This is a genomic window from Bacteroides gallinaceum (assembly GCF_030373775.1).
Taxonomy (GTDB): Bacteria; Bacteroidota; Bacteroidia; order Bacteroidales; family Bacteroidaceae; genus Phocaeicola; species Phocaeicola excrementipullorum.
In genome coordinates this window covers 1-24,709 of the sequence record NZ_JAUDEN010000013.1, presented here as the reverse complement: position 1 = coordinate 24,709, position 24,709 = coordinate 1, and the positions used below count along the sequence as shown (strand labels likewise).

At 45.7% G+C, this 24,709-nt stretch carries 21 protein-coding genes, 1 pseudogene and 1 riboswitch; of the genes and pseudogenes, 2 read left to right on the top strand and 20 right to left on the bottom strand.

Going from position 1 to position 24,709, the window contains the following annotated elements; all coding sequences use genetic code 11:
- Positions 1–83 precede the first annotated feature (83 nt).
- Positions 84–270: riboswitch (cobalamin riboswitch) on the top strand.
- 25 nt (positions 271–295) lie between these two features.
- Positions 296–2,677 carry an anaerobic ribonucleoside triphosphate reductase gene (locus QUW60_RS08535; protein WP_289559836.1) on the top strand — a complete coding sequence of 794 codons (2,382 nt, stop codon included), beginning with the start codon at positions 296–298 and terminating at the stop codon, positions 2,675–2,677.
- A 5-nt stretch (positions 2,678–2,682) separates the two neighbouring features.
- Positions 2,683–3,153, top strand: coding sequence for an anaerobic ribonucleoside-triphosphate reductase activating protein (nrdG, locus tag QUW60_RS08530; protein ID WP_289559918.1), 471 nt, complete (start codon positions 2,683–2,685; stop codon positions 3,151–3,153).
- A gap of 656 nt (positions 3,154–3,809) precedes the next feature.
- Here nrdG and QUW60_RS08525 read toward each other — a convergent pair.
- The 20 genes and pseudogenes from QUW60_RS08525 to QUW60_RS08430 form a co-directional block, all read right to left on the bottom strand.
- Entirely contained in the window at positions 3,810–6,242 is a 2,433-nt protein-coding gene (locus QUW60_RS08525) for a S9 family peptidase (protein ID WP_289559835.1), read from the bottom strand.
- 267 nt (positions 6,243–6,509) lie between these two features.
- On the bottom strand, positions 6,510–7,850 hold the full coding sequence (rseP, locus tag QUW60_RS08520) for an RIP metalloprotease RseP (RefSeq protein WP_289559833.1): 1,341 nt from the start codon (positions 7,848–7,850) through the stop codon (positions 6,510–6,512).
- A gap of 48 nt (positions 7,851–7,898) precedes the next feature.
- On the bottom strand, positions 7,899–9,056 hold the full coding sequence (locus QUW60_RS08515) for a 1-deoxy-D-xylulose-5-phosphate reductoisomerase (RefSeq protein WP_258339386.1): 1,158 nt from the start codon (positions 9,054–9,056) through the stop codon (positions 7,899–7,901).
- Positions 9,057–9,060: 4 nt separating this feature from the next.
- Positions 9,061–9,918: a murein hydrolase activator EnvC family protein gene (locus QUW60_RS08510; RefSeq protein ID WP_289559831.1), complete on the bottom strand. Its 858-nt coding sequence runs from the start codon at positions 9,916–9,918 to the stop codon at positions 9,061–9,063.
- Positions 9,919–9,930: 12 nt separating this feature from the next.
- Entirely contained in the window at positions 9,931–10,446 is a 516-nt protein-coding gene (gene rimM / locus QUW60_RS08505; RefSeq protein ID WP_258339388.1) for a ribosome maturation factor RimM, read from the bottom strand.
- A gap of 6 nt (positions 10,447–10,452) precedes the next feature.
- Complete coding sequence (murA, locus tag QUW60_RS08500; RefSeq protein ID WP_289559829.1) at positions 10,453–11,760, bottom strand: UDP-N-acetylglucosamine 1-carboxyvinyltransferase; 1,308 nt, start codon at positions 11,758–11,760, stop codon at positions 10,453–10,455.
- A gap of 6 nt (positions 11,761–11,766) precedes the next feature.
- Positions 11,767–12,369 carry a DUF4290 domain-containing protein gene (locus tag QUW60_RS08495; RefSeq protein WP_258339390.1) on the bottom strand — a complete coding sequence of 201 codons (603 nt, stop codon included), beginning with the start codon at positions 12,367–12,369 and terminating at the stop codon, positions 11,767–11,769.
- 32 nt (positions 12,370–12,401) lie between these two features.
- Positions 12,402–13,091 carry a tRNA (adenosine(37)-N6)-threonylcarbamoyltransferase complex dimerization subunit type 1 TsaB gene (tsaB, locus tag QUW60_RS08490; RefSeq protein WP_258339391.1) on the bottom strand — a complete coding sequence of 230 codons (690 nt, stop codon included), beginning with the start codon at positions 13,089–13,091 and terminating at the stop codon, positions 12,402–12,404.
- Between the two features lie 202 nt (positions 13,092–13,293).
- Positions 13,294–13,590, bottom strand: a complete 297-nt coding sequence (locus tag QUW60_RS08485; RefSeq protein ID WP_289559826.1) for a hypothetical protein — start codon at positions 13,588–13,590, stop codon at positions 13,294–13,296.
- 194 nt (positions 13,591–13,784) lie between these two features.
- Positions 13,785–14,666, bottom strand: a complete 882-nt coding sequence (locus QUW60_RS08480; protein WP_289559824.1) for a hypothetical protein — start codon at positions 14,664–14,666, stop codon at positions 13,785–13,787.
- 90 nt (positions 14,667–14,756) lie between these two features.
- Entirely contained in the window at positions 14,757–15,392 is a 636-nt protein-coding gene (locus tag QUW60_RS08475) for a hypothetical protein (RefSeq protein WP_289559822.1), read from the bottom strand.
- A gap of 106 nt (positions 15,393–15,498) precedes the next feature.
- Positions 15,499–15,708 (bottom strand): hypothetical protein, encoded by a 210-nt coding sequence (locus tag QUW60_RS08470; protein WP_258339413.1) that lies wholly within the window; start codon positions 15,706–15,708, stop codon positions 15,499–15,501.
- A 21-nt stretch (positions 15,709–15,729) separates the two neighbouring features.
- Positions 15,730–16,095: a tetratricopeptide repeat protein gene (locus QUW60_RS08465; protein WP_258339414.1), complete on the bottom strand. Its 366-nt coding sequence runs from the start codon at positions 16,093–16,095 to the stop codon at positions 15,730–15,732.
- A 68-nt stretch (positions 16,096–16,163) separates the two neighbouring features.
- On the bottom strand, positions 16,164–16,655 hold the full coding sequence (locus QUW60_RS08460; RefSeq protein ID WP_258339415.1) for a hypothetical protein: 492 nt from the start codon (positions 16,653–16,655) through the stop codon (positions 16,164–16,166).
- 153 nt (positions 16,656–16,808) lie between these two features.
- The gene (locus QUW60_RS08455) at positions 16,809–17,423 is read right to left on the bottom strand and encodes a hypothetical protein (RefSeq protein WP_258339416.1); all 615 of its coding nucleotides are present in this window, start codon (positions 17,421–17,423) and stop codon (positions 16,809–16,811) included.
- Between the two features lie 31 nt (positions 17,424–17,454).
- Complete coding sequence (locus QUW60_RS08450) at positions 17,455–18,714, bottom strand: glycosyltransferase (RefSeq protein ID WP_289559819.1); 1,260 nt, start codon at positions 18,712–18,714, stop codon at positions 17,455–17,457.
- A gap of 9 nt (positions 18,715–18,723) precedes the next feature.
- Positions 18,724–19,704 carry a glycoside hydrolase family protein gene (locus tag QUW60_RS08445; protein ID WP_289559818.1) on the bottom strand — a complete coding sequence of 327 codons (981 nt, stop codon included), beginning with the start codon at positions 19,702–19,704 and terminating at the stop codon, positions 18,724–18,726.
- A 35-nt stretch (positions 19,705–19,739) separates the two neighbouring features.
- On the bottom strand, positions 19,740–21,206 hold the full coding sequence (locus QUW60_RS08440) for a TolC family protein (RefSeq protein WP_289559817.1): 1,467 nt from the start codon (positions 21,204–21,206) through the stop codon (positions 19,740–19,742).
- A gap of 324 nt (positions 21,207–21,530) precedes the next feature.
- A pseudogene (locus QUW60_RS08435) lies at positions 21,531–23,742 on the bottom strand (peptidase domain-containing ABC transporter).
- Positions 23,743–23,744: 2 nt separating this feature from the next.
- The coding region (locus QUW60_RS08430; protein ID WP_289559816.1) for an HlyD family secretion protein at positions 23,745–24,709 on the bottom strand (965 nt) is incomplete at its 5' end.

Sequence of the window (24,709 nt, the reverse complement as noted above, 5' to 3'; positions counted from 1 at the left end):
AGCATTTTTACTCCGATAAAGTTTCCCAAATTTAGACAGAAACGGAATTTTCGATTTTCAAAGTGTTCTTTTTTATTCTTATCTTTGACTCGTTTTCCGAAGGTAGCGGAAACGTTTCAAAAGGGAACGCCGTGCGAATCGGCGACAGTACCCGCTGCTGTAATTCTTAACGAACCTTGGCACGTAAACCACAGCCACTGGTCTGACAGACCGGGAAGGCGCCATAGGGGAAAGATCAGTCAGAAGACCTGCCTTCAAGAAAACAACTATTGTACATCAATTAAAAACAGAGAAAATGAACACAGTCGGAACCTGTATCATCAAGCGCGACGGAAAGCGGGAAGACTTTTCGAGCGACAAAATCAGCAACGCCATCAGAAAGGCATTTCTGGCGACCGGAATGGAAAACCGGGAAAAACAAATCGAATCAATCACCCGCAACGTGGTGAAACGCATCGCAAAGCCTACCATCGGAGTGGAAGAAATCCAGGACATGGTAGAAACCGAACTGATGAAGGACCAGCCTGAAGTGGCAAAAAAGTACATCATCTACCGCCAATGGAGAAACACCGAACGTGAGCGGAAAACGCAAATCAAACACATCATGGACGGCATCGTGGCCATCGACAAAAATGACGTGAACCTGAGCAACGCCAACATGTCGAGCCATACGCCTGCTGGACAAATGATGACATTCGCATCAGAAATCACCAAGGATTATACATACAAATATTTGCTGCCGGCACAATATGCGGAAGCCCACCGGAACGGGGACATTCACATACATGACCTCGACTATTATCCGACCAAAACGACCACATGCATCCAATACGACCTGGACGATCTGTTTGAAAGGGGCTTCCACACCAAAAACGGCAGTATCCGCACACCTCAGTCGATTCAAAGCTATGCAACGCTGGCTACTATCATATTCCAGACAAACCAGAACGAGCAGCATGGCGGCCAGGCAATCCCCGCCTTTGACTTCTTCATGGCGAAAGGCGTGCTGAAATCTTTCCAGAAAGCCGTGGCGGCCAACCTTTCGTTTTTCCTGGAGATGAAAGGAACGGAGCACGACGAGAAGAAACTTCATGCCATCGCAGGCGAACAGCTCACCACAGTTGAGCCCGACAGACAATCCAGGTCAGCGCTGCTCCACACGCTCGAATCTGCCGGGATAAGGGTTTCAATGGAAGAGCTGGAACATCTGCTGCACCGTTCACTCCAACAGACACGGAAAGAAACCCATCAGGCGATGGAAGGATTCATACACAACCTAAACACCATGCACTCGCGTGGAGGAAACCAGGTGGTGTTCAGTTCCATCAATTACGGGACAGACACTTCGGCAGAAGGACGCATGGTTATGGAGGAACTGCTGAAAGCTACCACAGAAGGACTTGGAAACCAAGGCGAAGTGCCGGTATTTCCTATCCAGATTTTCAAGGTAAAGGACGGGGTTTCGTATTCCGAAGCCGACTATAACCTTGCCATGCAGGATCTCGACGCAGCCATAGAAGGAAAAATAAAGTTTGAAACACCCAACTTCGACCTTTTTCTGAAGGCTTGCCGCACCACGGCCAAGGCACTGTTTCCCAACTTCATGTTTCTTGACACGCCATTCAACAAAAACGAAAAATGGAAGGCAGACGACCCCAAACGCTACCGCTATGAACTGGCGACAATGGGATGCCGCACACGTGTCTTTGAAAACATCAACGGCGAAAAGACTTCGCTCGGGCGGGGAAACCTTTCTTTCACAACCATGAACCTTCCGCGCCTGGCCATCGAAGCTGTCCGTCAGGCGGAATCACTGTCAACAGACAGAGAAGACAAGGAAAAAAAGGCGAAAGAACTGTTCCTGCAGGCTGTCGGCAGAATGTCAAGATTCATAGCAGAACAGCTCTACGCGCGCTACCAGTACCAGCGTACAGCGCTGGCACGCCAATTCCCTTTTATGATGAGCAACGACGTATGGAAAGGAGGAGGCAGACTGAATCCCAACGATGAAGTAGGCGACGTGTTGAATCAAGGCACGCTGGGAATCGGCTTTATCGGCGGGCACAACGCTATGGCCGCACTGTACGGACAGGGGCACGGGCATTGCAGGAAAGCATGGGACACGCTTTACGAAGCGGTAGAGGAAATGAACAAGGTGGCCGACGAATACAAGCAGAAATACCGCCTGAATTATTCCGTACTCGCCACTCCCGCCGAAGGACTGTCCGGGCGCTTCACCCGCATGGACAAACGGAAATATGGCATTATCGAGGGAGTGAACGACCGCGACTATTATGTAAATTCGTTCCATGTGGATGTAAAGGAGCCGATCAGCATCATTGAAAAGATCAAATGCGAAGCACCTTTTCATGCACTGACACGCGGAGGCCACATCACTTACGTAGAACTGGACGGCGAAGCGCAGAAGAATGTCAGAGCCATCGTGAAAATCGTCAAAGCAATGCACGACGAACAGATCGGATACGGCTCAATCAACCACCCGGTAGACACATGCCACAATTGCGGATACAAAGGAGTGATTTACAGCAAATGCCCCGTATGCAACAGCGACAACATACTCCGCATGCGCCGCATCACCGGCTATCTTACCGGTGACCTGAACAGCTGGAACTCGGCAAAGCGGGCAGAAGAAAGCGACAGAGTAAAACATTCATAAGAATGCTGCACTACCTGTACACCTATCCCGAAACGATTGTCGACGGTGAAGGCATCCGGTATTCCATCTATCTTGCCGGATGCTCTCACCGCTGCAAAGGCTGCCACAACCCCGAATCATGGAATCCGGCTGTCGGATTCCCGCTCACCGGGAAAGTTCTGCAAAAGTTTATCGGCGAAATAAACTCCAACCCGCTGCTGGACGGAGTGACATTCACCGGGGGCGACCCCTTCTTCAATCCCCAGGAATTTGCCGAAGTGCTGAAAGCAGTCAAGCAGCAGACCGGCATGAACATCTGGTGCTATACGGGATATACGCTGGAAGAAATACAGAACGACCCTTTGCGGAGCCCGCTCCTGAAACACATCGACGTATTGGTAGACGGCCGGTTCATCGAAGAACTATACTCGCCGCATCTGGAGTTCAAGGGAAGCAGCAACCAGCGTGTGCTGAGAATGAACGGCATGCGCCTGTAAGAACAAGCGGGAGCATCCGGATACAGATTTAACAATAACAGCCAAATGACACGGCTGAAGTTACCCATTTGACACATACAGGAGAATGGACATTTTCAGCCGCTGCATTTCATGAGAAATTCCGTTATCGCACACGCTTCAGAAACAGCCAGAAGCCAGACAAGCACATGTTTTCTTGATTTATGTCATGAAAACAAGCAAATCACCAAAAAACAGCTACCAAATGCTTGCCATATAAAGAAAATGACGTACATTTGCAATGTGGTTGTGAAACCAGAAGGTAAAAAGATAAAAAAATCAGGTATTAGATTTATATTAATATTTTTAAGGTAAAAAGCAATTTACATTTAGGTATTAATTTAAGGTTTTAAAGGTATTAGATTAAGGTAACAAAGAAGTAAAGTTTTCAAAGATTAATTGTTTTTTCTCTTGGTAAAGAAGAGATTGATAAAAGGATAACACAAACAAAAATGACTAGACAAAAGATGAAAAGAACCCGTAAAGGGGGTTCTTTAGGATGTCGGCGATGTTCATGAATCTGAACCTCGCTTTTTTTATGCACCTGCCCGAAGAAAAAAAGGCTTGCAGCACATTCAGGAAACTGAATTCCGTCATGAACCGCAAGCCCTTGTCATATAAACATACTGCGATGGCCGTTACCTCCGCGGTATGTCAACCGAAGTTTCTTTTTTCCCTTTCAGATGCTCTGAGAAGAAGTCTACCATCCTCCAATAGAAATATTCATCCATGTCGCCGAATCCGTGACGCTGGCCGGGAAGAATCAGCATGTCGAAACGCTTGTTGGCACGGATCAGGGCATTGACCACGCGAATCGTATTCCCGGGATGCACATTATTGTCTATATCACCGTGCACAAGCATCAGATGTCCCTTCAGCTGCTTCACAATATCCGGATTGGTGGCGATACGGTAAGCAAAGGTAGTATCCCCTTTCTCCGAGATCTCTTCCTTCACTCCATGATGGGTTTCGCTCCACCAGCGGTTATAGATGCGGTTGTCATGGTTTCCGGCACACGAAACGGCTGCCTTATAGAAGTCCGGATACTGGCAGATGGCTGCGGTCGACATGAAGCCGCCTCCCGAATGTCCGTGGATGCCGACGCGGTCAATGTCGATAAAGGAGTAACGTGCAGCAAGCTGCTCTACGGCTGCCTTATGATCGGCCAGCGGATAATCGCGCATATTGCCGTAGCCGTAATTATGATACCATTTCGAACGGCTGGGATGACCTCCGCGCTGGCCTACGGATATCACGATGAAACCAGCCTGCGCCAAACGGTCGGTACGCACACTCATGCGGGTAAACGGGTAATAAACCGCCTCAACCTGCGGGCCCGGATATACGTAGTCGATAATCGGATAAACTTTGGTCGAGTCAAAGTCGAACGGCTTGTACATCACTCCATACAGGTCAGTCACTCCATCAGCCGCTTTCACTTTGAACAGTTCGGGGAATTGATACCCGGCGAGCTTAAGCTGCGAAAAGTCACTTTCCTGAATGGTCATCACCTTGTTTCCGTTCCGGTCAATCAGATCGGCGCAGGGAACGGTATTTACCCGCGAATAGTTGTCAACAAAGAAACGGGCGTCGTCATCGGCCTTCACCTGATGAAAATAATCTCCTTTCGTCAGCAGCTTCAGTCCGCTTCCGTCAGCATTCACTTTATAGAGGTGCTCATAATACGGATTCTCATCCTTCTCGCGCCCGTTTGCGATGAAATAAACGGTGCGTGTCGCCTCGTCCACCTTCAGCACACGCTCTACATGCCAAGGTCCCGAAGTGATGCGGTTCTTCAGGTTTCCCTTGTCATCATACAGATACAGATGCGCCCATCCGTCGCGTTCGCTCCACTGAATGAACTCCTTGCCTCCGTTGAACACCTCAATCGGACGGGTTTCCTGATAAGTGTTCATGCGTTCTTCCACGATTGGCACAATCGAATCCTGCCCGACCGTATAGGTGCACACGTCTATGCGGTGCAGGTCGCGGCTGCTGCGGGTGAGGAAGAAACGGTTGTTGTCGCCCTGCCACACCGAGGGAGCGAACTCCTTGTCGCGCTGCTTCTGTTCACGAGGCTTGAACGAAAGGTCGAGCGACTGGTTCTTCCAGGCCGATGTTTTGATTTCCTTCCGCGTGTTGTTCTGCATGTCAAACAGATACAGATGATATTCGGGCATGCCCGTTTCGCCAGGCATCTCATACTTATAAGTTTCGAGCGTAGGGCGCGGCTCGGCAACAGAGTTGATAACCCACAGAGGCTTCACATCAGTCTGGTCAAGAACGATGGTCACATAATACCGCGAATCGGGCGACCAGGCACCCCACACACCCCTGCGCTTTCCGTTGCACAACGTATCAGTGTTCAACATGCTGTAAGGGATTCCATAGCCGAAATCGGGAGTGCCGTCCTTGGTAAGCTGCACTTCAACGATGGTGCTGTCCTTTTCGTCCTTCTGCGCCTTGCGGTAGTCCTCAATGCTCATCCGGTAAAGGTTGCAGTCTTTGGCGTAAACCACCGTCTTTTCATCCGGAGAAACCGACGCCCATCCCAGCCTCTTCGGTTCTTTTTCCGCCTTTTCCAGATGGGTCAGCTTGCGAGTCGGGTAATCATACGAGAAATAATATACCTTCTTTTCCTTCTTGCCGGACTTCTTTCCTTTTTCCGGCTTCTCGTCTTGCGAAGACACCACTTCAAACGTAAAGGTGCGCCCGTCCTCCTTTGCCTTCAAGTTGCGGATAGGGAGCTGGCGAGCCTCGAAAGGATCGTGCATGATTGCCGTCAGCTCGGAGGCAAGCTGCTCACGGTCGAAAAGCAATTCTTTCGAGCGAGCCGAGGGATTCACTACATACCAGAACGTGCCTTCACTGGTCTTATAGGTAAACCAGAAAGAATCGCCCTTCTGAAACCAATGCGGATCGACCGTTGTAGAAAACAGCATGTGGTCGAGTTTGGATTTGGTAAACTTTTCAGCCTGAAGGTATTCGGGAAGGCGCTCCTGCGCATAGGCAGAGGGTGCGGCACACAGACTTCCCGCCAATACCGTGGCAACAAACAAATGTTTCATCATATCATTAATTATTTACAAATTGTAGTCATAAACGCATTCGCGCAAAGAGGAGGTCAACTATCCCCAAGTTTCACCGACAAAAATAAGGATTTTCCGTAAAAGACAAGCCTTTGTCCGCATAAAAGTCTGAGGCACACCAACCTCTTCACTCCAGTGAGGAGATAAAAATGACGGGATTCTTTTCCAGAAATTCCGTCATAGCCACCTCAAAAAAAGAGGCCGCCGAGAATCGCTCCCGGCAGCCCCGTATGGCATTACGTAAGTTTGTCAGAACAAGAACCTCATCACATCGTTGAAGTTTGCCCAGATGAGCAGGCCGAACAGCAGGAACATTCCCACCACCTGCGCATATTCCAGGAACTTGTCACTCGGCTTGCGGCGCGCGATGATTTCGTAAAGCAGGAACAGCACATGCCCGCCATCGAGCGCCGGAATCGGAAGAAGATTCATCACGGCCAGGATGATAGACAAAAATGCAGTCATCTCCCAGAAACGCTGCCAGTCCCATACCTTCGGGAAAATGCTCCCGATCGTGCCGAATCCTCCCAGACTCTTGGCGCCTTCCGCCGTAAACACATACTTCATGTCGTTTACATATCCCTTCAGCGTGTTAATACCCAGCGTCACGCCGGCAGGGAACGACTGGAAAAAGCCATAATCCACCTCAGTCACCTTATAGTCGGGAATGCTTCCGATTGCGGCAACCTTAAAGTTCGAATCGGTCTGTACATTCACCGTATCGCGTACACCTGCACGGGAGTAGACCAGCGAAAACTCGGCGGAAGTTTTCTTCTCCAGTTCAGCTTTCGCCTTAAGCACGTTCATTTCATGCTGGAACTCGTTCCACGATGCCAGCGGCCTGCCGTTGAACGCCAGCAACGAATCTCCCTTCTGTATGCCCGCCTTGGCAAATCCGCCCCCGGCAAGCACAGAGTCTACGACATTCGGACAAAACAGATCCATAAACATCGGATCTTCTTTCGCCACGTCCAGCAGGCTCAGTTCCGGCATAAGAATCTTCTTTTCTTCTCCATTGCGGAGCACCGTCACTTCGCGCGCCTCCACAACGCTCCGTATCATATCCATGTTGAAACGGGTCAGTTCCTTTCCGTCCGCACGCTTGAGGATATCACCGTCGCGGAATCCTATCTTCTGAGCCTGTTCGTTAAACTTCATTCCATACGTCATGTCGCCCAAGGCCGTATAACGCTCGCCCCACGCATACAAAATCATGGAATAGATAAACAAAGCCAGCAGAAAGTTCATCAGCACACCGCCAATCATCACCAGCAGACGCTGCCATGCCGGTTTGGAACGGAACTCCCAGGGCTGAGGCGGCCGCTTCATCTGTTCGGTATCCATCGATTCGTCGATCATGCCCGAAATTTTGCAGTATCCGCCTACGGGCAGCCATCCCACACCATATTCCGTGTCACTGTTCTTCGGCTTGTACTTGAACAAAGAAAACCAAGGATCAAAGAATATATAAAACTTCTCCACACGGATCTTGAACAGACGCGCAAAGAAAAAATGTCCGCCTTCATGCACAATCACCAGCAACGAAAGGCTGAGAACGAGCTGCAAGGCGCGAATCAAAAACGTTTCCATTCTACTTTAAATTCTTGTTTTATAATTAAACCATAACTGTTCTTCATCTCATTTCACTCCGTTTATCACCAGTTCGGCGGCGATACGGCGTGTTTCGGCATCCGTTTCCACATAATCCGTGTAATCGGGAATCTGTATAAACGGCACGCGGGCCATTGCCTTCTCGATGACATCGCTCATTCCGAGGAAAGAAATCTTGTCGCTCAGAAAAGCTGACACAACCACTTCGTTGGCTGCATTGACTATACACGGCATGTTCCCTCCCTGATGCAAGGCTTCGTATGCCAGCGCCAGGTTACGGAAACGGGCAGTGTCCGGCTTTTCAAAAGTCAACGTACTGTATTTCGAAAAGTCCAGCCGTTCGCCCGACAAGTGTACACGGCGGGGATAGGAAAAGGCATACTGTATGGGCAAGCGCATGTCAGGAACTCCCAGTTGAGCCTTCACCGCTCCATCCTCAAATTCAACCATGGAATGAATCACCGACTGGGGGTGAACCACCACCTCTATCTGGTCGGGACGCACGCCAAAGAGCCATTTGGCTTCCATCACTTCAAATCCCTTGTTCATCATCGAAGCCGAGTCGACGGTGATTTTCGCTCCCATGTGCCAGTTCGGATGCTTCAGAGCCTGCTCTTTCGTAACAGTCTGCAACTGATCCATCGTATAAGTGCGGAACGGTCCGCCGGAAGCAGTAAGAATCACCTTATGCACCGGGTTGTTCATTTCCAGACACTGGAAAACCGCTGAATGCTCCGAATCGACCGGCAAGATAGGCGCGTGATACTCATTCGCCAGCCTGGTGACAAGTTCTCCCGCCACGACTAACGTTTCCTTATTGGCAAGCGCGATTGTTTTTCCGGCCTTGATGGCATTTATCGTCGGACGCAGTCCCGCATAGCCCACCATCGCCGTAAGCACGATGTCTATCGGCCCTGCCTCAACAACCTGCGACAAGGCATCGTTCCCTGCATAAACCTTTACAGGGAGATCCTCCAACGCCTCCTTAAGCTGCAAGTACCTGTCTTCGTTGGCTATAACTACAACCTCCGGATGAAACTTGCGTGCCTGTTCAGCCAGCAGGTCCGCCTTATTGTTCGCCGTAAGCGCATATACCTCATACAAATCGGGATGTTCTTCTATCACCTGAAGAGCCTGCGTCCCGATAGAGCCTGTAGAGCCCAATATAGCAATCTGTTTCTTCATAAGTCTAAAAAACGATATATTTAGCCGGATTGATAGCCTGCCCTTTGTGCCACAATTCAAAATGCAGATGCGGCTCAGAGCGCTTGTCGTCCGATTTTCCAGTCAAAGCAATAACTTCTCCGCCTTTCACGCGGTCGCCCACCTGTTTCATCAGCGAACCGCAATTCTTGTATATGGTTATAAAATTCTGCACATGCTGGACCTGAATGATATATCCGTAGTCCATTGCATACCCGGCAAACACCACGGTTCCGTCTAAGGCCGACAGCACACTTCCTCCGGAAGCCGTAGCCAAATCTACGCCGAAATGCTTTTCTTCAGGATTGAATTCCGTCGTTATGACACCCCGTGACGGACGATAGAAAATAAGTCCGGTCACTTCCGTACGTTCCGATACCGAACGCAGGTTATAGCGTTCTTTCCGCTCATATTCCTGACGAAAACGCTCTTCTTCCTGTGTGCGCGACATCAGTTCTTCCGTACGTATGCTGGTAAGCGAATCCATCGAGCCGACCGTATCCGTCTTGACACGCCCTTCAAGTATATCCTGAATATTCATGATATACATCTTCTGACGATTCAAAGCCTCGGCAAGCGAATCCGCCCGAAGCGCATTGTCCACCACCTGCGCACGGACTTCACTGTTCATATAGCCGGGCAGATAATTGCGCAAAGGCGTAAAAGCGATAATCAGAGCGGCAATCAGAAAGATGACAGTACATGCAGACAGAAGCACAGACAATCCGTTCAGTTTTGAAACATGGATGCCCACCACTTCTTCCAGCGTATTCTCGTTGATGACCGTCAACTTATACTTGAACTTGAAGTTCCTCCAGAATGCCTTATGTCCTGAGTTCTTCATAACACAACCGCTTTAATCCAACAATCCGTCAGGCACATCCACATGTACGGCCTTATTTTCCCTGTCTACATCCAGAATAAACTCTTCGTGAGCAGGAAGCAGCAGCTCCTTCCCTTCTTTCTCTATTACAAAAAGCACATTGATTGTCGAATCGTCCACACCGACTATCTCTCCCAGAAAGCCATGATTCTTGTCTATCACCTTAAAGCCCTCAAATATATTCCACGACAAGGCTGCATCCCCGTCCTCTTCCGCATATCTGATCGGGAAATAGACCTCGACATTTGTAAACATGCGCGCTTTTTCGGCAGTATCCACCCCCTCAAATTTCACCAAAGCCACATTGCTGCTCTTGAAACGATACTCTTCGATAAAGAAAGGGACAAATATTCCGTCGAGCAGAAGCACCAGATAATCGCAGTCCGCACGGTCAAAAATGTCATCAGAGAAAGTAAACGATACTTCTCCCCTCACCCCATGCGGCTTGTTTATGACACCTATCTTATATACTTCTTCTTTTCTGATCATATGCTGTCATTCGATTCGTGTAATCCGGGCACCCAAAGCAGTCAGGCGCTGCTCTATATTCTGATAACCACGGTCAATCTGTTCAATATTATGAATGCGGCTGATGCCTTCAGCTCCCAAGGCCGCTATCAGCAGCGCGATTCCTGCACGGATATCCGGCGAAGTCATGTTTCCGCCACGCAGACAAAAGCCCCGGTCATGCCCGATCACCACCGCCCGGTGCGGATCACACAATATAATCTGAGCTCCCATGTCAATCAGCTTGTCCACAAAGAACAGGCGGCTTTCAAACATCTTCTGATGGATCAGCACGCTTCCTTTTGCCTGAGTAGCAACAACCAGCATCACACTGAGCAAATCCGGAGTCAGACCCGGCCAGGGCGCGTCGGCTATCGTCATGATAGAACCGTCGAGAAAGGTTTCGATCTGATAATGTTCCTGCGCCGGCACAAAAATATCATCATTGCGCTGCTCCACCCGGATGCCCAGCCGGCGGAAACTGTCGGGAATGATTCCCAGATTCTCATAAGAAACATCCTTGATTGTAATCTCACTCCCTGTCATTGCTGCCATACCGATAAAGCTGCCCACCTCAATCATATCCGGAAGCGCACGGTGCGTGCATCCTTTCAGGCTGCTTACCCCTTCGATTGTCAGAAGGTTAGACGCAATGCCCGAAATTCGCGCTCCCATACGGTTCAGCATCTTGCACAACTGCTGTATATACGGTTCACACGCCGCATTATAAATGACAGTCGTTCCTTCTGCCAGAACAGCAGCCATGATGATATTGGCCGTTCCGGTAATGGAAGCCTCGTCAAGCAACATAGAAGTGCCCTTCAGTTTATCAGCCGAAATGCGGAACAAGCCTTCCGATGCGTCATAATCGAATTTCGCCCCCAGTTTCTGGATTCCGAGAAAGTGCGTATCCAGCCGGCGGCGTCCGATCTTATCCCCTCCGGGCTTGGATATCATCGCCTTCCCGAAGCGGGCTACCAACGGACCGACAAGCATGACAGAACCTCTTAACTTGGAACACCGCGAAAGAAACTCTTCGGTTTCCAGATAAGCCAGATTGATGTTATCCGCCTTGAACGTGTAAGTGTCGCTTCCAGTCTTCGACACCTGCACTCCCATATCGCGGAGCAACTGAATCAGGTTGTTCACATCCAGAATGTTCGGGATATTGCTGACCGTCACTTCCTCATCGGTCAGCAAGGTTGCGCAAAGCACTTGCAGCACTTCATTTTTCGCCCCTTGCGGAGTGATTTCCCCATTCAGTTTATATCCGCCTTCGATGACAAACGAAGCCATAGCATTTTAATATTTACGTTTCTGATTATTGTTCTGCTGCCCCTGACGGCGCCGAGGAATCAGCATACGCTGTTCAACCAAATGATAATCGGCAGCGGAAAGCTTTATTTTCCCTCCGGACAGTTCGCAAAGATCATCCAGAATCTTCTGATCTTCTACTCCGTCCTTATTCCAGTTGATATAATCCTTTTTCATGTGGTTGGCGATGTAACGGACAAGAACATCTTTCTCTTCGCCCTCCGGATAGGCAACCGCAATCTTAATCAGATCCTGTATCAAACGGCCATAATGACGGTAGTTAATCTTATTCGGCGAATAAGGAATCTGTTCCGGCTTCACTTCCAGACTTTCTTTCTTCACCACCTCCACCGGATAATCTATATCCAGTTTGAAATCAGACATGATTGCCAGATGGTCCCACAGCTTGTGGCGATAGTCTTCCATGTCGCGCAATTGAGGAAACATTCCTCCCATGATGTTCACAATGGTATTGGCGCAGCGCTGGCGCTCCGCACGGTCTTCAATGGTCAGTGCATGGTCAACCATATTCTGCACGCTTCTTCCGTATTCAGGAAGAGGCAATTTTCGTTGTTGGGTATTATATTCCATATCAATAAGTTGTTCTAAAAACAAATAAACTGCTACAGCAGCTTTTTAGGTTTGGACGCAACAAACTCTTTCAGATAGAAAGGTTCAAAATAAGCCACATCCTTAAAATCATTGTTCGCTACAGCCTTCTCTGCCAACGGAAACATCCATTTTGCCAACGGATGAACGTCGTCCAGGAAATGGGCGTTGGGATGCTTAATCTTATCCTTGCACTTGGCAGCGCCGTTTCCGAAGAAATACACCGGACGCTCAGCCAAGAATTCTTCATAAGCGTTCTCATCGACAATATCCGCAGAGATTTCACGCTTCACACGCAAGGCGCGGTCGTAAACGGCAGCATATACTTCCATACGGCGGGCGTCAATCATCGGACAAAGAAGCGCGTCTTCCGGCAAATCACGGAAAAGCAGTACAGGGACACACATCACCTCCAGTGTAGGAAGGCCTATCAAAGGAATGCCCAATGCATAGCAGATGCCTTTTGCCATAGAAACGCCGATACGCAGCCCGGTATAAGATCCCGGACCGCAGCTGACCGCCACAGCATCTACCGGAATGGCATGGCTGTCGGCAAATGACAAAGCTTCATCAACAAATGTCCCGAGTTCCGTGGCATGGGAAGGTCCCTTAAAATCTTCTTTCGAGAAAATGGAAGCTCCATCCTGGCTGACGGCCACCGAACAGACTTCCGTAGAAGTTTCTATATGTAAAATACAAGACATAATCAAGCAGTATAATGATAATAGGTTGCAAATATACATTTTTCTCCTCATTACCCGCCCATTATCTGCTTACTTTTTATTTTCTATTAGAATATCCGGCCTCCAGCCTATGAGGTTATTTAATTGTGATTGTAGTTCCATCGCTCTACATATTTATCCAAGAAATCATTCAGTTTTTATGAAACAGCTAAATTGTCATTTTTCATTTGCCTTTTGCAAGCAACGCTTCTTTTATCCGTGCCGGAGTGCCCATGTGCTCAAAAAAATCCGTCACCTGCTTTTTCTCCATGGCGGAGAATGTGGCAGGCATCAGTTTCTCTATTTCTGCCAAGGACAGTTCGATGCCGTCCATGCTTGCATCTTGCGCGCAGATAAGGGCATCTGTTCCGCTTTCCTGCGACATCTTCTTTGCCTGCTCCATTGCTTTTGGGGTAAGACAGGCCCGTTTCAGGGAATCCTCGAAAGCCTGCGAATGGGGCATGACCGCTATGTATTCCATGTATTTCCTATAGAAATCGTACAGCACCCTTACGGGTGCTGAATTTTGCGTCGGAAACTCTAGCTACGCGGCACGCTGCGGTTAAACATAGTTGGGGCGGTTTCACTGTCCTGGTTATTGCCGGATAGTCTGCAGCTTGTAGCTGCATGGCTTCGTCCCGCTAAATTCCCATTATCATAAAAAACAGACTATGGCTAGTTATGTACCTCGCATTGGTGTATTTGCCCGCTGTCGCGCAACAATAGGTAATACAATACATGCGACTGTTCATCGAAATGGATTTTGCTCACCGGATTCTCGCTCAAGTTGTCCATCAGCCGGGTGGTTTCTTCCGTTTCCGTATTTACCCGGAATACGCCTTCGCGGCCCGCCACGATGAATGTTCCTTCTTGCGAAGCAGCCTCTATCAGGTAGGGGGCAGCGACCAGTTTCTCAAAGCGTGCCGTCACGTCCGCAGGCTTTGCAAGCGAGGCGTTCCATTGCCATATCCGTGCCTGCGTCTTGCCTGCTTCCGTATACGTGGTGCTGTAAATTGCGTTTCCTCCGGGAGTTGCAGACAATGAAATGATGTTCCCGTCCTGTTTGCCCGTCTCAATCTGCTTTTTGCTGCCCTTGCCCAAATCCATGCAAGCAAGCGTGTGCATGCCTGCGAGGTATACTGTTTGCCAGGTGGCGCTCATATGCAAGAGGGGAGCTGGGGAGATGGTTGCCTGTCGCACCATCTCACTGCAAGTTTGTGTCGAGGGTGAATAGGCTAAGAGGTTTCCTTGCTTCTCGAACAGCAGTTGCCCGTTCGGGAGGAATGTCAAACCATACGATGCCTCCGTTGGCGCATTGCCGGACATTTCCGTCGAGTCTACCACAAATTCCTTTTGCGAAGAAAGGTTCTTTACTACGATCTTGGACACTTTGTCCTTGTTCCATTGCTTGTAAGCAAGATACTTCCCGTCCGGTGACACATCGAATTGCCAGATATAATCTACCTGGGTCAGAAACGGATTCTGAGCATTTGCCTTCGGATTTGCTCCCAGCAGGCAAATGATGACTGCTAAAAAAATTCTTACCACGTGATTCATTGCACTATTCAGTTATTCCTTGTTCAACAACAAAATATGTTCTCATAGCAACAGCTGCGTCATGAGTAGAGCATTAAAAATGACCTGTGCCTATTCGCCATCCAAATACCCGGTACTCATAAAATTCACATTGTTGTATGCGTATTTGTAAGCATCAAACATGATGTTTGCTTCTTCGGAATAGTCGTTTTTTACGGAGTCGTAAAAATCGGCGAATTGTTTTTCCAGGTCTTTTGAGCGAGTGATGTTGGACCAATAGAAAAACCAGAATTGGAATCTATGTCCGATGCGTAAGCTGGACAAGTAGTTGAAAATGGCTTTTCGTGTGTCAGTTTGGTTCAATAACTGTCTAACCATGCTTTTTAAATAATTGGGAGCGTCTGCGTCAATCTCTGCTCCTATGCACAAGTCTATTGCTCTTTTGCAATACTCATCTGCTGATATGGCCGTTAGCTTGTTGCTGAAAGCATTCACGAATTTGTGCGATGTGGAATACAAAGTTGGCGGGACATTGTTGCGGGTGTATTGAAAAGTTGCGATATATTGCATCCAAGTCTTAGGAAAGGCATCGAAGTACTCGCGCTGGCTGTCCGCATCCTCCTTCTTCATCAGGGCTTCGTAGGCGGCATTCAGTCGTACAGTGTCTACCATAACATACGCACTCTGCTGCGCTTTCGCTGAAAGCGACAAAGCAAATGCTGCAAAGAATAATAACAAAGGTCTCATAGATGTGATTGTTTATGGGTTATTTAATTGTGATTGTAATTCCATCGCTGCCATACTTGTCTAAGAAATCATTCAGATTTTATGAAACAACTAAATTTTCATTTTTTCATCTGCTTTTTGCAAGTAACGCTTCTTTTATCCGTGCCGGAGTGCCCATGTGCTCAAAGAAATCTGTCACCTGTTTTTTCTCCATGGTAGAGAATGTGGTAGGCATCAGTTTCTCTATTTCTGCCAAGGACAGTTCGATGCCGTTCACGAAATATTTGTTAGTAACGTAGTTGATGAATGATTCCAAAGTCGGTTTGCTTTTCAGCATGTCTTCGAACAGCTGGAGCGACTAGGTATATGCTTCGGATGCTTCACCGTTTCTTCCGTTCTTCAGCAATATGTTATCTTTCCCTAAGTAGTAATACGGATTACGTTTGTCCACATATTGTTCTGCGTCAAGAATGGTCTGCAAGGCTTCTTCCGAACACTTCAAAGACTCCAGGATGTCGGCTTTGTTGCCGTAAGCGTTTACCAGCGACGGGTCTATGGCAATTGCTTCGTCCAAAAGTTTAAGAGCCGTTTCCAAAGAATCCGAATGCATGCTCATGCGTTCCGTCCTGTTGTTTTTGGCAAGGGCCTTCGGAGAATAACTGTTTTGAGCCGCCAATAAAGAAGCGCAAAAAGCAAAAATGATGGTAATTGCATAAGTTTTCATTGTGCTCAAATTTTGATTAGCCATTACTAAAATAGTCGATTAATATCTTACAAATCTGCAACTGTGGTTTATTGCAGATGGGTATTAGTTTCTTTAAAGTATGCCGTACGGGTAGCCTTCCCTACGTTGCTAATCATGTAGTGTCCATCGACCTGCTCCACCGTCAAAGGTATCTGTATAACCCGTTTGGCATACTTGTCTTGATAAATTACCGCATAATTGTTTCCTCGTATATGGACTACTCTTATACTCTCTATGCCGTCCATGCTTGCATCTTGTGCGCAGATAAGGGCATCTGCTCCGCTTTCCTGCGACATCTTCCTTGCCTGCTCCATTGCTTTTGGGGTAAGACAGGCCCGTTTCAGGGAATCCTCGAAAGCCTGCGAATGGGGCATGACCGCCATGTATTCCATATATTTCCTATAGAAATCGTACAGCATCCTTACGGGTGCTGAAGCTTCCTCCGGACTTTCAACTGTACTTCTTGTTTGTACCGTTTGTCCTTGCGAAGCAGATGCGAGGAATAGAATCAAAAACAAGAGTAAGAACTTCGTTTTCATAATTGGTGTTTTTAAGTTGGACAAATGATTTTTTATAACTTCTTATAGTTAGCTTATATAACATAAAAGAAGCATTCTGCTATGGAAACTCTATAATATTGGATTAAAAATTCTGATAATTAATCTTTTATTTAATTCAATCTAAACTCATTTTTAACGTCTTAATATCGTATATTCCGTATTTGGATTTTCACGGTAAGCAGGTCCTCCATACATGTCTCGTTGTACAAAATCCGAAATCCAATATTGTCCATTATACATAGCGACATGCCCGTGTTGATGTCCTTCTATTGCTTCAAAAACTACGATGTCTCCAGCCTGAGGAACATATACCCCGGATGTTATAGAAGAACTCACGGTATAAAAGCCTCGTTCTTGTAGCCATGTATCATAATCACACGCATCTATTGGATGACCATTTGTTAATAATCCACCAGCTTCCAGTGCCTGTCGTATAGCTTTTGCGCATTGCTGGGTTGAGGTTGATTGCGCATGAGAAGTTAAATATGATACAGTTTCATTCACATTATATCCTCCATCGCTTATTTTTCCTCCATCAGGCCCTATTACTCCTAAGCCTTCAACATATCCACCATTCCATAAGCCGCTGGCCATCATAGCTAAATATTCTTGATAGGTGTAAGTTTGAGAACCATACAGTCCGCTTGGGGGCATTGTCCCTCCTATGTATGTACGTTGCTCTGTTTCATTGATGATCGGCATTATTTTAGCCAACTCATCCAAACTTTTTCTCGTAATCTTTTTCATAAAAATTCCGTTTTTAAATGTTAGGCATATATTACTTCATTGTAACCTTTTGATAAATCCCCAAAGTCTTTTTTACCATTGTATTCAGACAAAACTTTTCCTCGTAAAGTTTGCGGGCATTTTGTTCCAATTTCATCCGTAATAAAGGATTATTGATTAATCGCTTGATTTGCTCTTTTAGCCGGATAACATCTACCGCTAGTCCCTCTGTTTCTGAAAAATTAACCGGCACTTTCAATGCATTTACTTCATCGGCAAACATTTCGTCCAAGCCGTCAATTCCTGTAGTAACTATTGGCAGGGCGAACATGGCCATCTCAATAGCTACATAGCTGCACTGTTCCTGCAAGGAAGCTATGACTCCCACGTCGCATGTCTGGTAGTATTCTTTCAATTCTGCCAAGGAAATTCTTCCTACAAAATCAGCTTCTACATCTGCATATTCCTTTCGTAATGTTTCTAAGTAATTGCTTTGTCCTCTTCCTGCTACAGTCAGAGACAAGCAGTAGCCTTCTGTCTGAAGCATTCTTAATGCCTGTAAAATGTATACAAGGCCTTTGGAAGGAGATATAGAGCCTACATACAATAGGCGGAAAGGTACTCGCTGATTGTCATTGCGTCTGCAAGCGTTATCATTCAGATTCAAATCGGGCATTCCATTGTATATTACAGAAACGTTTACATTCTCACCCAGCAGAGACGTTATGAAACGATGTCCGTTTTCGGTGACGCAAACGATATGGTCTGCTTCCTCATAGGCTTTCAGTTCGTTATGGCAGGACATTGCCATGCTTGCCTTTTGTTGTTGCATTCCGTCAATGCAGAATTGTTTGTAGAGTCGGTTGAAGCGTTGTGTGTCTCTATTATACAATCCTTTCCAAGGAATGCAGTGCAGGTGAGTTACAATGCGGCAATTTGGAACCTGGTTTTTTACCAATAGGGCAAAGTCAATCAAATTCAGCGTATGTAAGTGCAAAATATGCCAGCCATCGTCAACAAATACTTGTTTTATAAGACCGAATGCCAGTTTGTTGTACTGTTCCATCCAGAAAGGTTCGTTCATTGTACCGTCCGGATGTTGCGGGAGTGGTATTATGACCTGTCTTTTGCCTTCCGGCAGTTCTTTTATCGAAACGAACGTTACGCGCGGACTGAATTGGAACACGATGCGGCAAACGCGGACGGAAGCATAGTGGCGTAGCCCTTCTTGCAGTACGTGTAAATAACGGCTTACTCCCGTTGTATCTTCCGTACTGTTTATATCCAGCAAGTATAGATTTATCTGTTTCATAATCCATCGTTACAAAGGTCGTAATACATCGTTTCTTTTTCTTCCGGTAGCATCGTTCACAGCCCACAATATCAGACGGGATACTCCGTGTTGGTAGCCGGCATAGAAGGTAGAGGCTGGTATATGAGTTGTCAGATAATCTTCCCAATATTCTGCATCTGCATCGCTGAAACACATCTGCATTTCTTCTGCTTTTTGCCGATAAGGCAGTTCGTGCAGCGGTCGGAACAAAAAATCTACTTGTGCGGCAAGAGTAGAATTCTGCCATTCGAATTTGGATACAGAAATCTCCAAATGCGACCGAGCTTGTACTTGCAAATCATCGATGAATGCTTGTTCGGCAACCTTTCTAATGGCATAGTCAATATAATACATGTGTTCTTGAGATTCACAGGCATGTGCATATGCGTATAGCGACATCCACTCACCCGGTTGGAGTGACAACTTGCGGCAATAAAGCGACAAGGAAAGGTATTGTTTGAAAAGAACTAACCAATGTGCCATTTCTTCGGCAGAAGCGTTTGTCCGTGATGCTTGCTGCAGCAGTTCTTCCGACATGCGTCTGAACAGCTTGTCTTCCAATTCCCGGATTTCCGGTTTGTTTGTCCATTTAGAATAATGGTGCAGGAAATAAATGGCGGGGTAAAGACTGCGTTTGCCAGTTTCTTCGCATTGTTTTTGTTGCCTGCCTATCTGCTGGCAAATAGTCAAAGCTTGCTTGCCAAACACATCTTCAAACTCGGTCTCTATAAAACCGTTTTCTAATAGATACAGTACGGTATACCCAATGCCCGACAACCCGTTCTCGAAGCTAATATCTTGAGTTCTGACCAATAAAGCTTCTTGCAACAGTTGGCTGGCTTGTTCTTCCAGATATTCGTCTGCAAGCACGCGGGAAGCCTCGAACAATGTCAAAGACATGCCGGCTTTGCCATTGTAGAGTCCACTTAACCCCACAGTACATGCGTTGAGCGCTACATAATAGCTCATCTTCGCAAGAATCTCTTTATTGATGCAATATGGTTTCATAGATAGATTTCTTCTAAGTTTTTTTTCTCTTTAAAATCATACAGTGCCATTCCCCGCAACCTATAATAAGCTGCATAGGTGTCTCGCATGGCTGAATAGAATTGCAGCATCGTTTCGTGTTGTTTTTGCAATGCGTCGGTCAATTCGTACACAGATACGTGACCCAGTGCAAAACTTTTGATGGCTAACTGGTACTGTTCGCGTGACAATTTATAGGCGCGTTCGGACAATTGCCATAAACCGACAGAATGATTATAGTTGTCGGTGCATTCTTTTATCTCATCGCGGAACTTGCGAATTATGTTTTCTATCTCAAGGTTACGTGCCTGATAGGTGTTGCGGGCTATCTTCCGTTTATTTCGGTTGATGCCCCATTGCCAGATAGGAATTTGGAAACTGAGAGTAACCGTTTGCAACTTGTTGGCATGGCGGTAAGCGTCTGTAAAATTCTCGGCATATTGGTTGATGCCATAATTCAGGCTGAGATTACCATTGAAGCGCGTTTCCATTTTGGCATTGAAAAAATCTTTTTCTGCCTCCAGTCTGTTCACTTCTTGTTCTGTCAACGTGGGATTATTCTGCTTCACGTAATATTCCACCTCTTGACGTTCGATCAAAGAAGGTAGGTCGAAGTCAGGCAAAATTAGTCTACCGTTGTTTCTTTCAAGTCCTAAATATGTGCAAAGAGCCCGGAAAGATTCTTCATACTGTTTCCGTGCCAGTCTGTAGTTAAGTTGCAATTCAATCGTTTGCAGTTCCACTTGCCGATAGTCGTATTCAGTGATATGTCCATGGGTTAATTTAGTCTTGGCAATAGAAAGCAAGGTGTCGTTTGCAGCACTGTTGAGCAATGTCAGTTCACTTTCCAGCTGATGAGATAAAGCTATGAAAAATAACTCCAATGCTTCCTCTTGGATTTTAGAAATCTTGGAGCAATATTTCTTTATGGAGATGCTATGTTCCGCTTCTTGTATTTTTTTATCGAAAAGGAACAATTTGCGGCCTCCCCATAGTTGCTGGGAATAGCTAACAAAGAAAGGAGAAGTTGTGAAGCTATGCCGCTTGTCGGAAAATTCATTTAGGTAGCTTAAATTTGTACCGATTTGGAGGCTTCCCCCTGTAAACCCGATACGTTGGCTGATTGTGATGCCTGCCGAGCTGCTGTTGGCATAATCTTCTACCGATGAATAACTGCCGTCCTCCGGACTTTGAAGCAGGCGCAATGAACGATTGAAAGCTACTGGGTTGAAGGAAAAAGAAACGGAAGGCAGGAGACCTTTCCGATAATTTTCATATTGAAGCAGATCATTCTGATGTTCTTTTTGTTCTATTTGTGCAACAGGCGATTGTAAAACATACACGTGCAATACCTCATTCAATCTTAAGGTAGATAATTCTTGCGCTGTTAACTGGCTTGGAAATAACAGGCACAAAAAAAACAGATATAATGCACCGCCTTTCATAAGGTGTTGTAGATATTTATATTATAAAGATAAATCAAAAAAGTGAATAATGGGATATTTCCATGTTAATTATAATAAAATGATTGTGAAAATATGCGTTGTCAGTCTGTCTTAAGATTTATTCTTTTCTGCTTGAGGGATATTTTGAGCTATTTTCTCGCTTTATAGGCTAGTAGAGGGCTATGGTGGCAGAAAGCAAGAAAATAGCTCAAATAGATAGCTACAGAAGGTTGAATGGAAGGTGATAACATGAAATTTAGTCCAGTTCTATCGGACTATAATGTTTGGATGCTAAAATAAGCCTTAAAATCTGCACAGTATGTTCTATATGGTTGAGGACGGTATACAAGGATTAACTGTAGCTTGTGTGGCCACCAGTTGATAGTATAATTCTTTTTTCTCCATTAAAGTCTGATGATTTCCTATTTCCGCAATATATCCTTGGTTTAGGACAACGATTTGATCTGCATGTTGTATTGTACTTAACCGATGTGCAATCACTACCACGGTTCGTTGCTTGAAAGCATTGTTTAAAGCTTCTACGATTTTCCGTTCATTCATCACGTCTAATGAATTGGTCGCTTCGTCTAAAAATAAGAACTCTGGGTCTTGGTAAAGTGCACGTGCTATTAGTAATCGCTGTTTTTGTCCACCGCTTAATCCACGCCCTGTTTCTCCTATCATAGTTTCAAATCCTTTAGGCATGTTGTTGATTTCTTCTTCCAATTGTGCCGTACGGCATACTTCACGCAAGCGCTCATAGTCAATGTGGTCATCATCCAACACTATATTGTTCAAAATCGTATCGCTAAAAATTTTTCCATCCTGCATCACTACCCCGCACAAATCTCTCCATTGCCGCAAGTTGATGGCTGTAACATTCATACCCCCCCATTTTTATCTCTCCGTGAGTGGGTTTATAAAGTCGAACCAATAATTTCAGCAATGTTGATTTTCCGCTTCCGCTACCTCCCACAATAGCTGTTACTTTTTTTTCTGGGATGCGTAAGAAGACATTTCGCAGGACCATAAAGCCATTCGGAGTATATTGGAAGAAAACATTCTCCAGCGTGATGTCTTTTTTCTCCGGCATGACGGTTGTTGAGCCGATGGAGAGTAATTCTTCTTCATCTTCCAATTCGCGTATTTCGTTAATGCGCAAAAAACTGATCTTGGCATATTGGGCTGAAACTACGAAATTAATGAATTGTATCAATGGGCCGTTCAACATACCTAAAATGAATTGTGTGGATATCATGACGCCAAATGTGATTTCTCCATTAATGACAGCTACGGCGCAATAAAACACAATGGCCATATTTTTCATTCCTTCAATGAATTGTGCACCAAGATTTTGTGCGTTGGTCACGGTCAGTACCTTCTTATTTACATGATACAATCTTGCTTGTATCTCTTCCCATTTCCAACGACGGTATTTTTCATAATTGAATATCTTGATGTCTTGAATGGCGGATACTGTTTCTACCCAATAACTTTGGTTTTTGGAGAGCAATTCAAAATATTCCCAATCTAATTTTTTGCGGATAGATAAGAATAGTAACACCCAAACGATGTAACATACAGATCCTGCTAAAAAGATGTAGAAGATATTTGTATTGTAAACCAACAATATGATTGCAAAGATAACAAACGTTAGTGAAGAAAATATTAAAGCCAGCGAATTATTCATGATAAAACTGCGAATACGTTCATGATCTTGTGCGCGTTGCAGGATATCGCCCAGCAGTTTATTTTCAAAGAATGTTACCGGCAATTTCATCAACTTAATCAAATAATCAGATATCAAAGCAATGTTCACTCGCGAAGTAATATGTAGAAGCACCCAGTCGCGTAGTACATTGAATGCCATGACACTTGCCAGTATGCAAATGTTGCCGAATAACACCATGTGAATGAAGTTCACGTCCGAGGTTTTAATTCCTACATCGATGACAGCCTTCGATATGAAAGGAAGGACTGCTTGCAATAAAGTAACCACTAACATGATACCTAAGACCAGGCCGAACTGTTTTTTATATGGGAAAAAGTATCTCAGTATGCCGCTAAAGGTAGATTTGCGTTGCGTCTTTTCAGCTTCGCTTTTTTGGAAGTCCACAGTCGGCTCTACGGCAAGCAATACACCGTTTTCTTCTCCCTTGGGATACCATCCTTTGCGAAATTCTTCGTGGGTGTATTTTACACGTCCTTTGGCTGGGTCGGATATCCAAATATATTTCTTATCTGCATTATACACTACCACAAAATGGTTCTCATTCCAAAACACAATGGCAGGTAGTGGCACTTTCGATACAACGTCGTTTAATGTACATTTAATGGCAAGAGTGCGTAGTCCGATGCTTTCAGCTCCAGTGCTAATATCTAGCAAAGAGACACCTTCTTTTGTAATTCCGCAGCGGTCCCGCAAGTATTGTAGGGAGTAATAACGTCCGAAATACTTGGCTATAATTTTCAACGATGCTGGTCCGCAGTCTTGCGAGTCCATCTGATATTCTACTGGAAACCTTTTCCATCTCATATTTACTTTTCTCCTATTGACCGAAGATTATCGAATAAACGTTCTATTAATCTTTTTCGTTTTGTTATGATTTCTACTGTACCTTTGCTTTCAAAATCCAATGGAAGTGTCTTGCCAAAATTGCTGACCAATCCATCAGGGAATACGATTTCCACCAAATATACATCGATTATGTTATTGTTGGTTTCCATCTTGTTAGTCAAACGCGAGATAGAATGCACCTTGCCTTTCAGCATTCCGTATTCTTCGTAAGGATAATTGTTTATTTTTACATTGGCAGTTTGTCCTTCTTTTACTTTTCCTGCCCCATATGAAGCGATCATGACTTCTCCTACTATATCGTTTCGGGTTGGTATGACGGTAAACAGTTCTTGTCCGGCTTGTACGAAGCTGTTGTCTTTCCAGAAATCCAGGTACTCCACCTCACCTGTAATCGGGGCTATTTCCATATATTTTTCTTTCCATACGCTGATAGCGTTGGACAGTACATTTTGTTGGGCTACCAGTTCGGCAAAGGCTTTTTCTTTGTTTTCTTGTTCTTCCAGTAATGTGCGTTGTATTTCTATTTGACTTTGTCTGATTTCAGATTGTTTTATTAAACAGTTGCTTTCCAATGCTAGCAATGTTTCTTGCAAAGAAAAGTAGTTGGATTCTTTTTCCAAATACTCTTGTTGGCTGATGCCTTTGGCTGCATACAAGATGCTGTCTTTTTCCAAACGCTTGCCCATTGCTTCCAACACCTGTTTTTTTAAAGCAATCTCCTTGTGCAAATTGTCTTCAATTTCTTTGTCTATTTCGATTTGCTGTTGTAGGCTTATGCGCATCGTGGCATACAAATCTGAGGTGAGTAGTTGCCTATATTGTTTATACGATATATAAAACGAATTATATGCCGTGCTTACATCACCCAGTAGCAGGCTATCCGGTAGCGGGTAATTTGCTTCGTGGTCGGCATAAAGGTTAAAAA

Bases quoted from the DNA above. Each gene is read 5' to 3' on its own strand.
- QUW60_RS08535 (WP_289559836.1), top strand. From the start codon at position 296: ATGAACACAGTCGGAACCTGTATCATCAAGCGCGACGGAAAGCGGGAA.
- QUW60_RS08525 (WP_289559835.1), bottom strand. From the start codon at position 6,242: ATGATGAAACATTTGTTTGTTGCCACGGTATTGGCGGGAAGTCTGTGT.
- rseP (WP_289559833.1), bottom strand. From the start codon at position 7,850: ATGGAAACGTTTTTGATTCGCGCCTTGCAGCTCGTTCTCAGCCTTTCG.
- QUW60_RS08515 (WP_258339386.1), bottom strand. From the start codon at position 9,056: ATGAAGAAACAGATTGCTATATTGGGCTCTACAGGCTCTATCGGGACG.
- QUW60_RS08510 (WP_289559831.1), bottom strand. From the start codon at position 9,918: ATGAAGAACTCAGGACATAAGGCATTCTGGAGGAACTTCAAGTTCAAG.
- rimM (WP_258339388.1), bottom strand. From the start codon at position 10,446: ATGATCAGAAAAGAAGAAGTATATAAGATAGGTGTCATAAACAAGCCG.
- murA (WP_289559829.1), bottom strand. From the start codon at position 11,760: ATGGCTTCGTTTGTCATCGAAGGCGGATATAAACTGAATGGGGAAATC.
- QUW60_RS08495 (WP_258339390.1), bottom strand. From the start codon at position 12,369: ATGGAATATAATACCCAACAACGAAAATTGCCTCTTCCTGAATACGGA.
- tsaB (WP_258339391.1), bottom strand. From the start codon at position 13,091: ATGTCTTGTATTTTACATATAGAAACTTCTACGGAAGTCTGTTCGGTG.
- QUW60_RS08485 (WP_289559826.1), bottom strand. From the start codon at position 13,590: ATGGAATACATAGCGGTCATGCCCCATTCGCAGGCTTTCGAGGATTCC.
- QUW60_RS08480 (WP_289559824.1), bottom strand. From the start codon at position 14,666: ATGAATCACGTGGTAAGAATTTTTTTAGCAGTCATCATTTGCCTGCTG.
- QUW60_RS08475 (WP_289559822.1), bottom strand. From the start codon at position 15,392: ATGAGACCTTTGTTATTATTCTTTGCAGCATTTGCTTTGTCGCTTTCA.
- QUW60_RS08470 (WP_258339413.1), bottom strand. From the start codon at position 15,708: ATGCTGAAAAGCAAACCGACTTTGGAATCATTCATCAACTACGTTACT.
- QUW60_RS08465 (WP_258339414.1), bottom strand. From the start codon at position 16,095: ATGAAAACTTATGCAATTACCATCATTTTTGCTTTTTGCGCTTCTTTA.
- QUW60_RS08460 (WP_258339415.1), bottom strand. From the start codon at position 16,655: ATGAAAACGAAGTTCTTACTCTTGTTTTTGATTCTATTCCTCGCATCT.
- QUW60_RS08455 (WP_258339416.1), bottom strand. From the start codon at position 17,423: ATGAAAAAGATTACGAGAAAAAGTTTGGATGAGTTGGCTAAAATAATG.
- QUW60_RS08450 (WP_289559819.1), bottom strand. From the start codon at position 18,714: ATGAAACAGATAAATCTATACTTGCTGGATATAAACAGTACGGAAGAT.
- QUW60_RS08445 (WP_289559818.1), bottom strand. From the start codon at position 19,704: ATGAGCTATTATGTAGCGCTCAACGCATGTACTGTGGGGTTAAGTGGA.
- QUW60_RS08440 (WP_289559817.1), bottom strand. From the start codon at position 21,206: ATGAAAGGCGGTGCATTATATCTGTTTTTTTTGTGCCTGTTATTTCCA.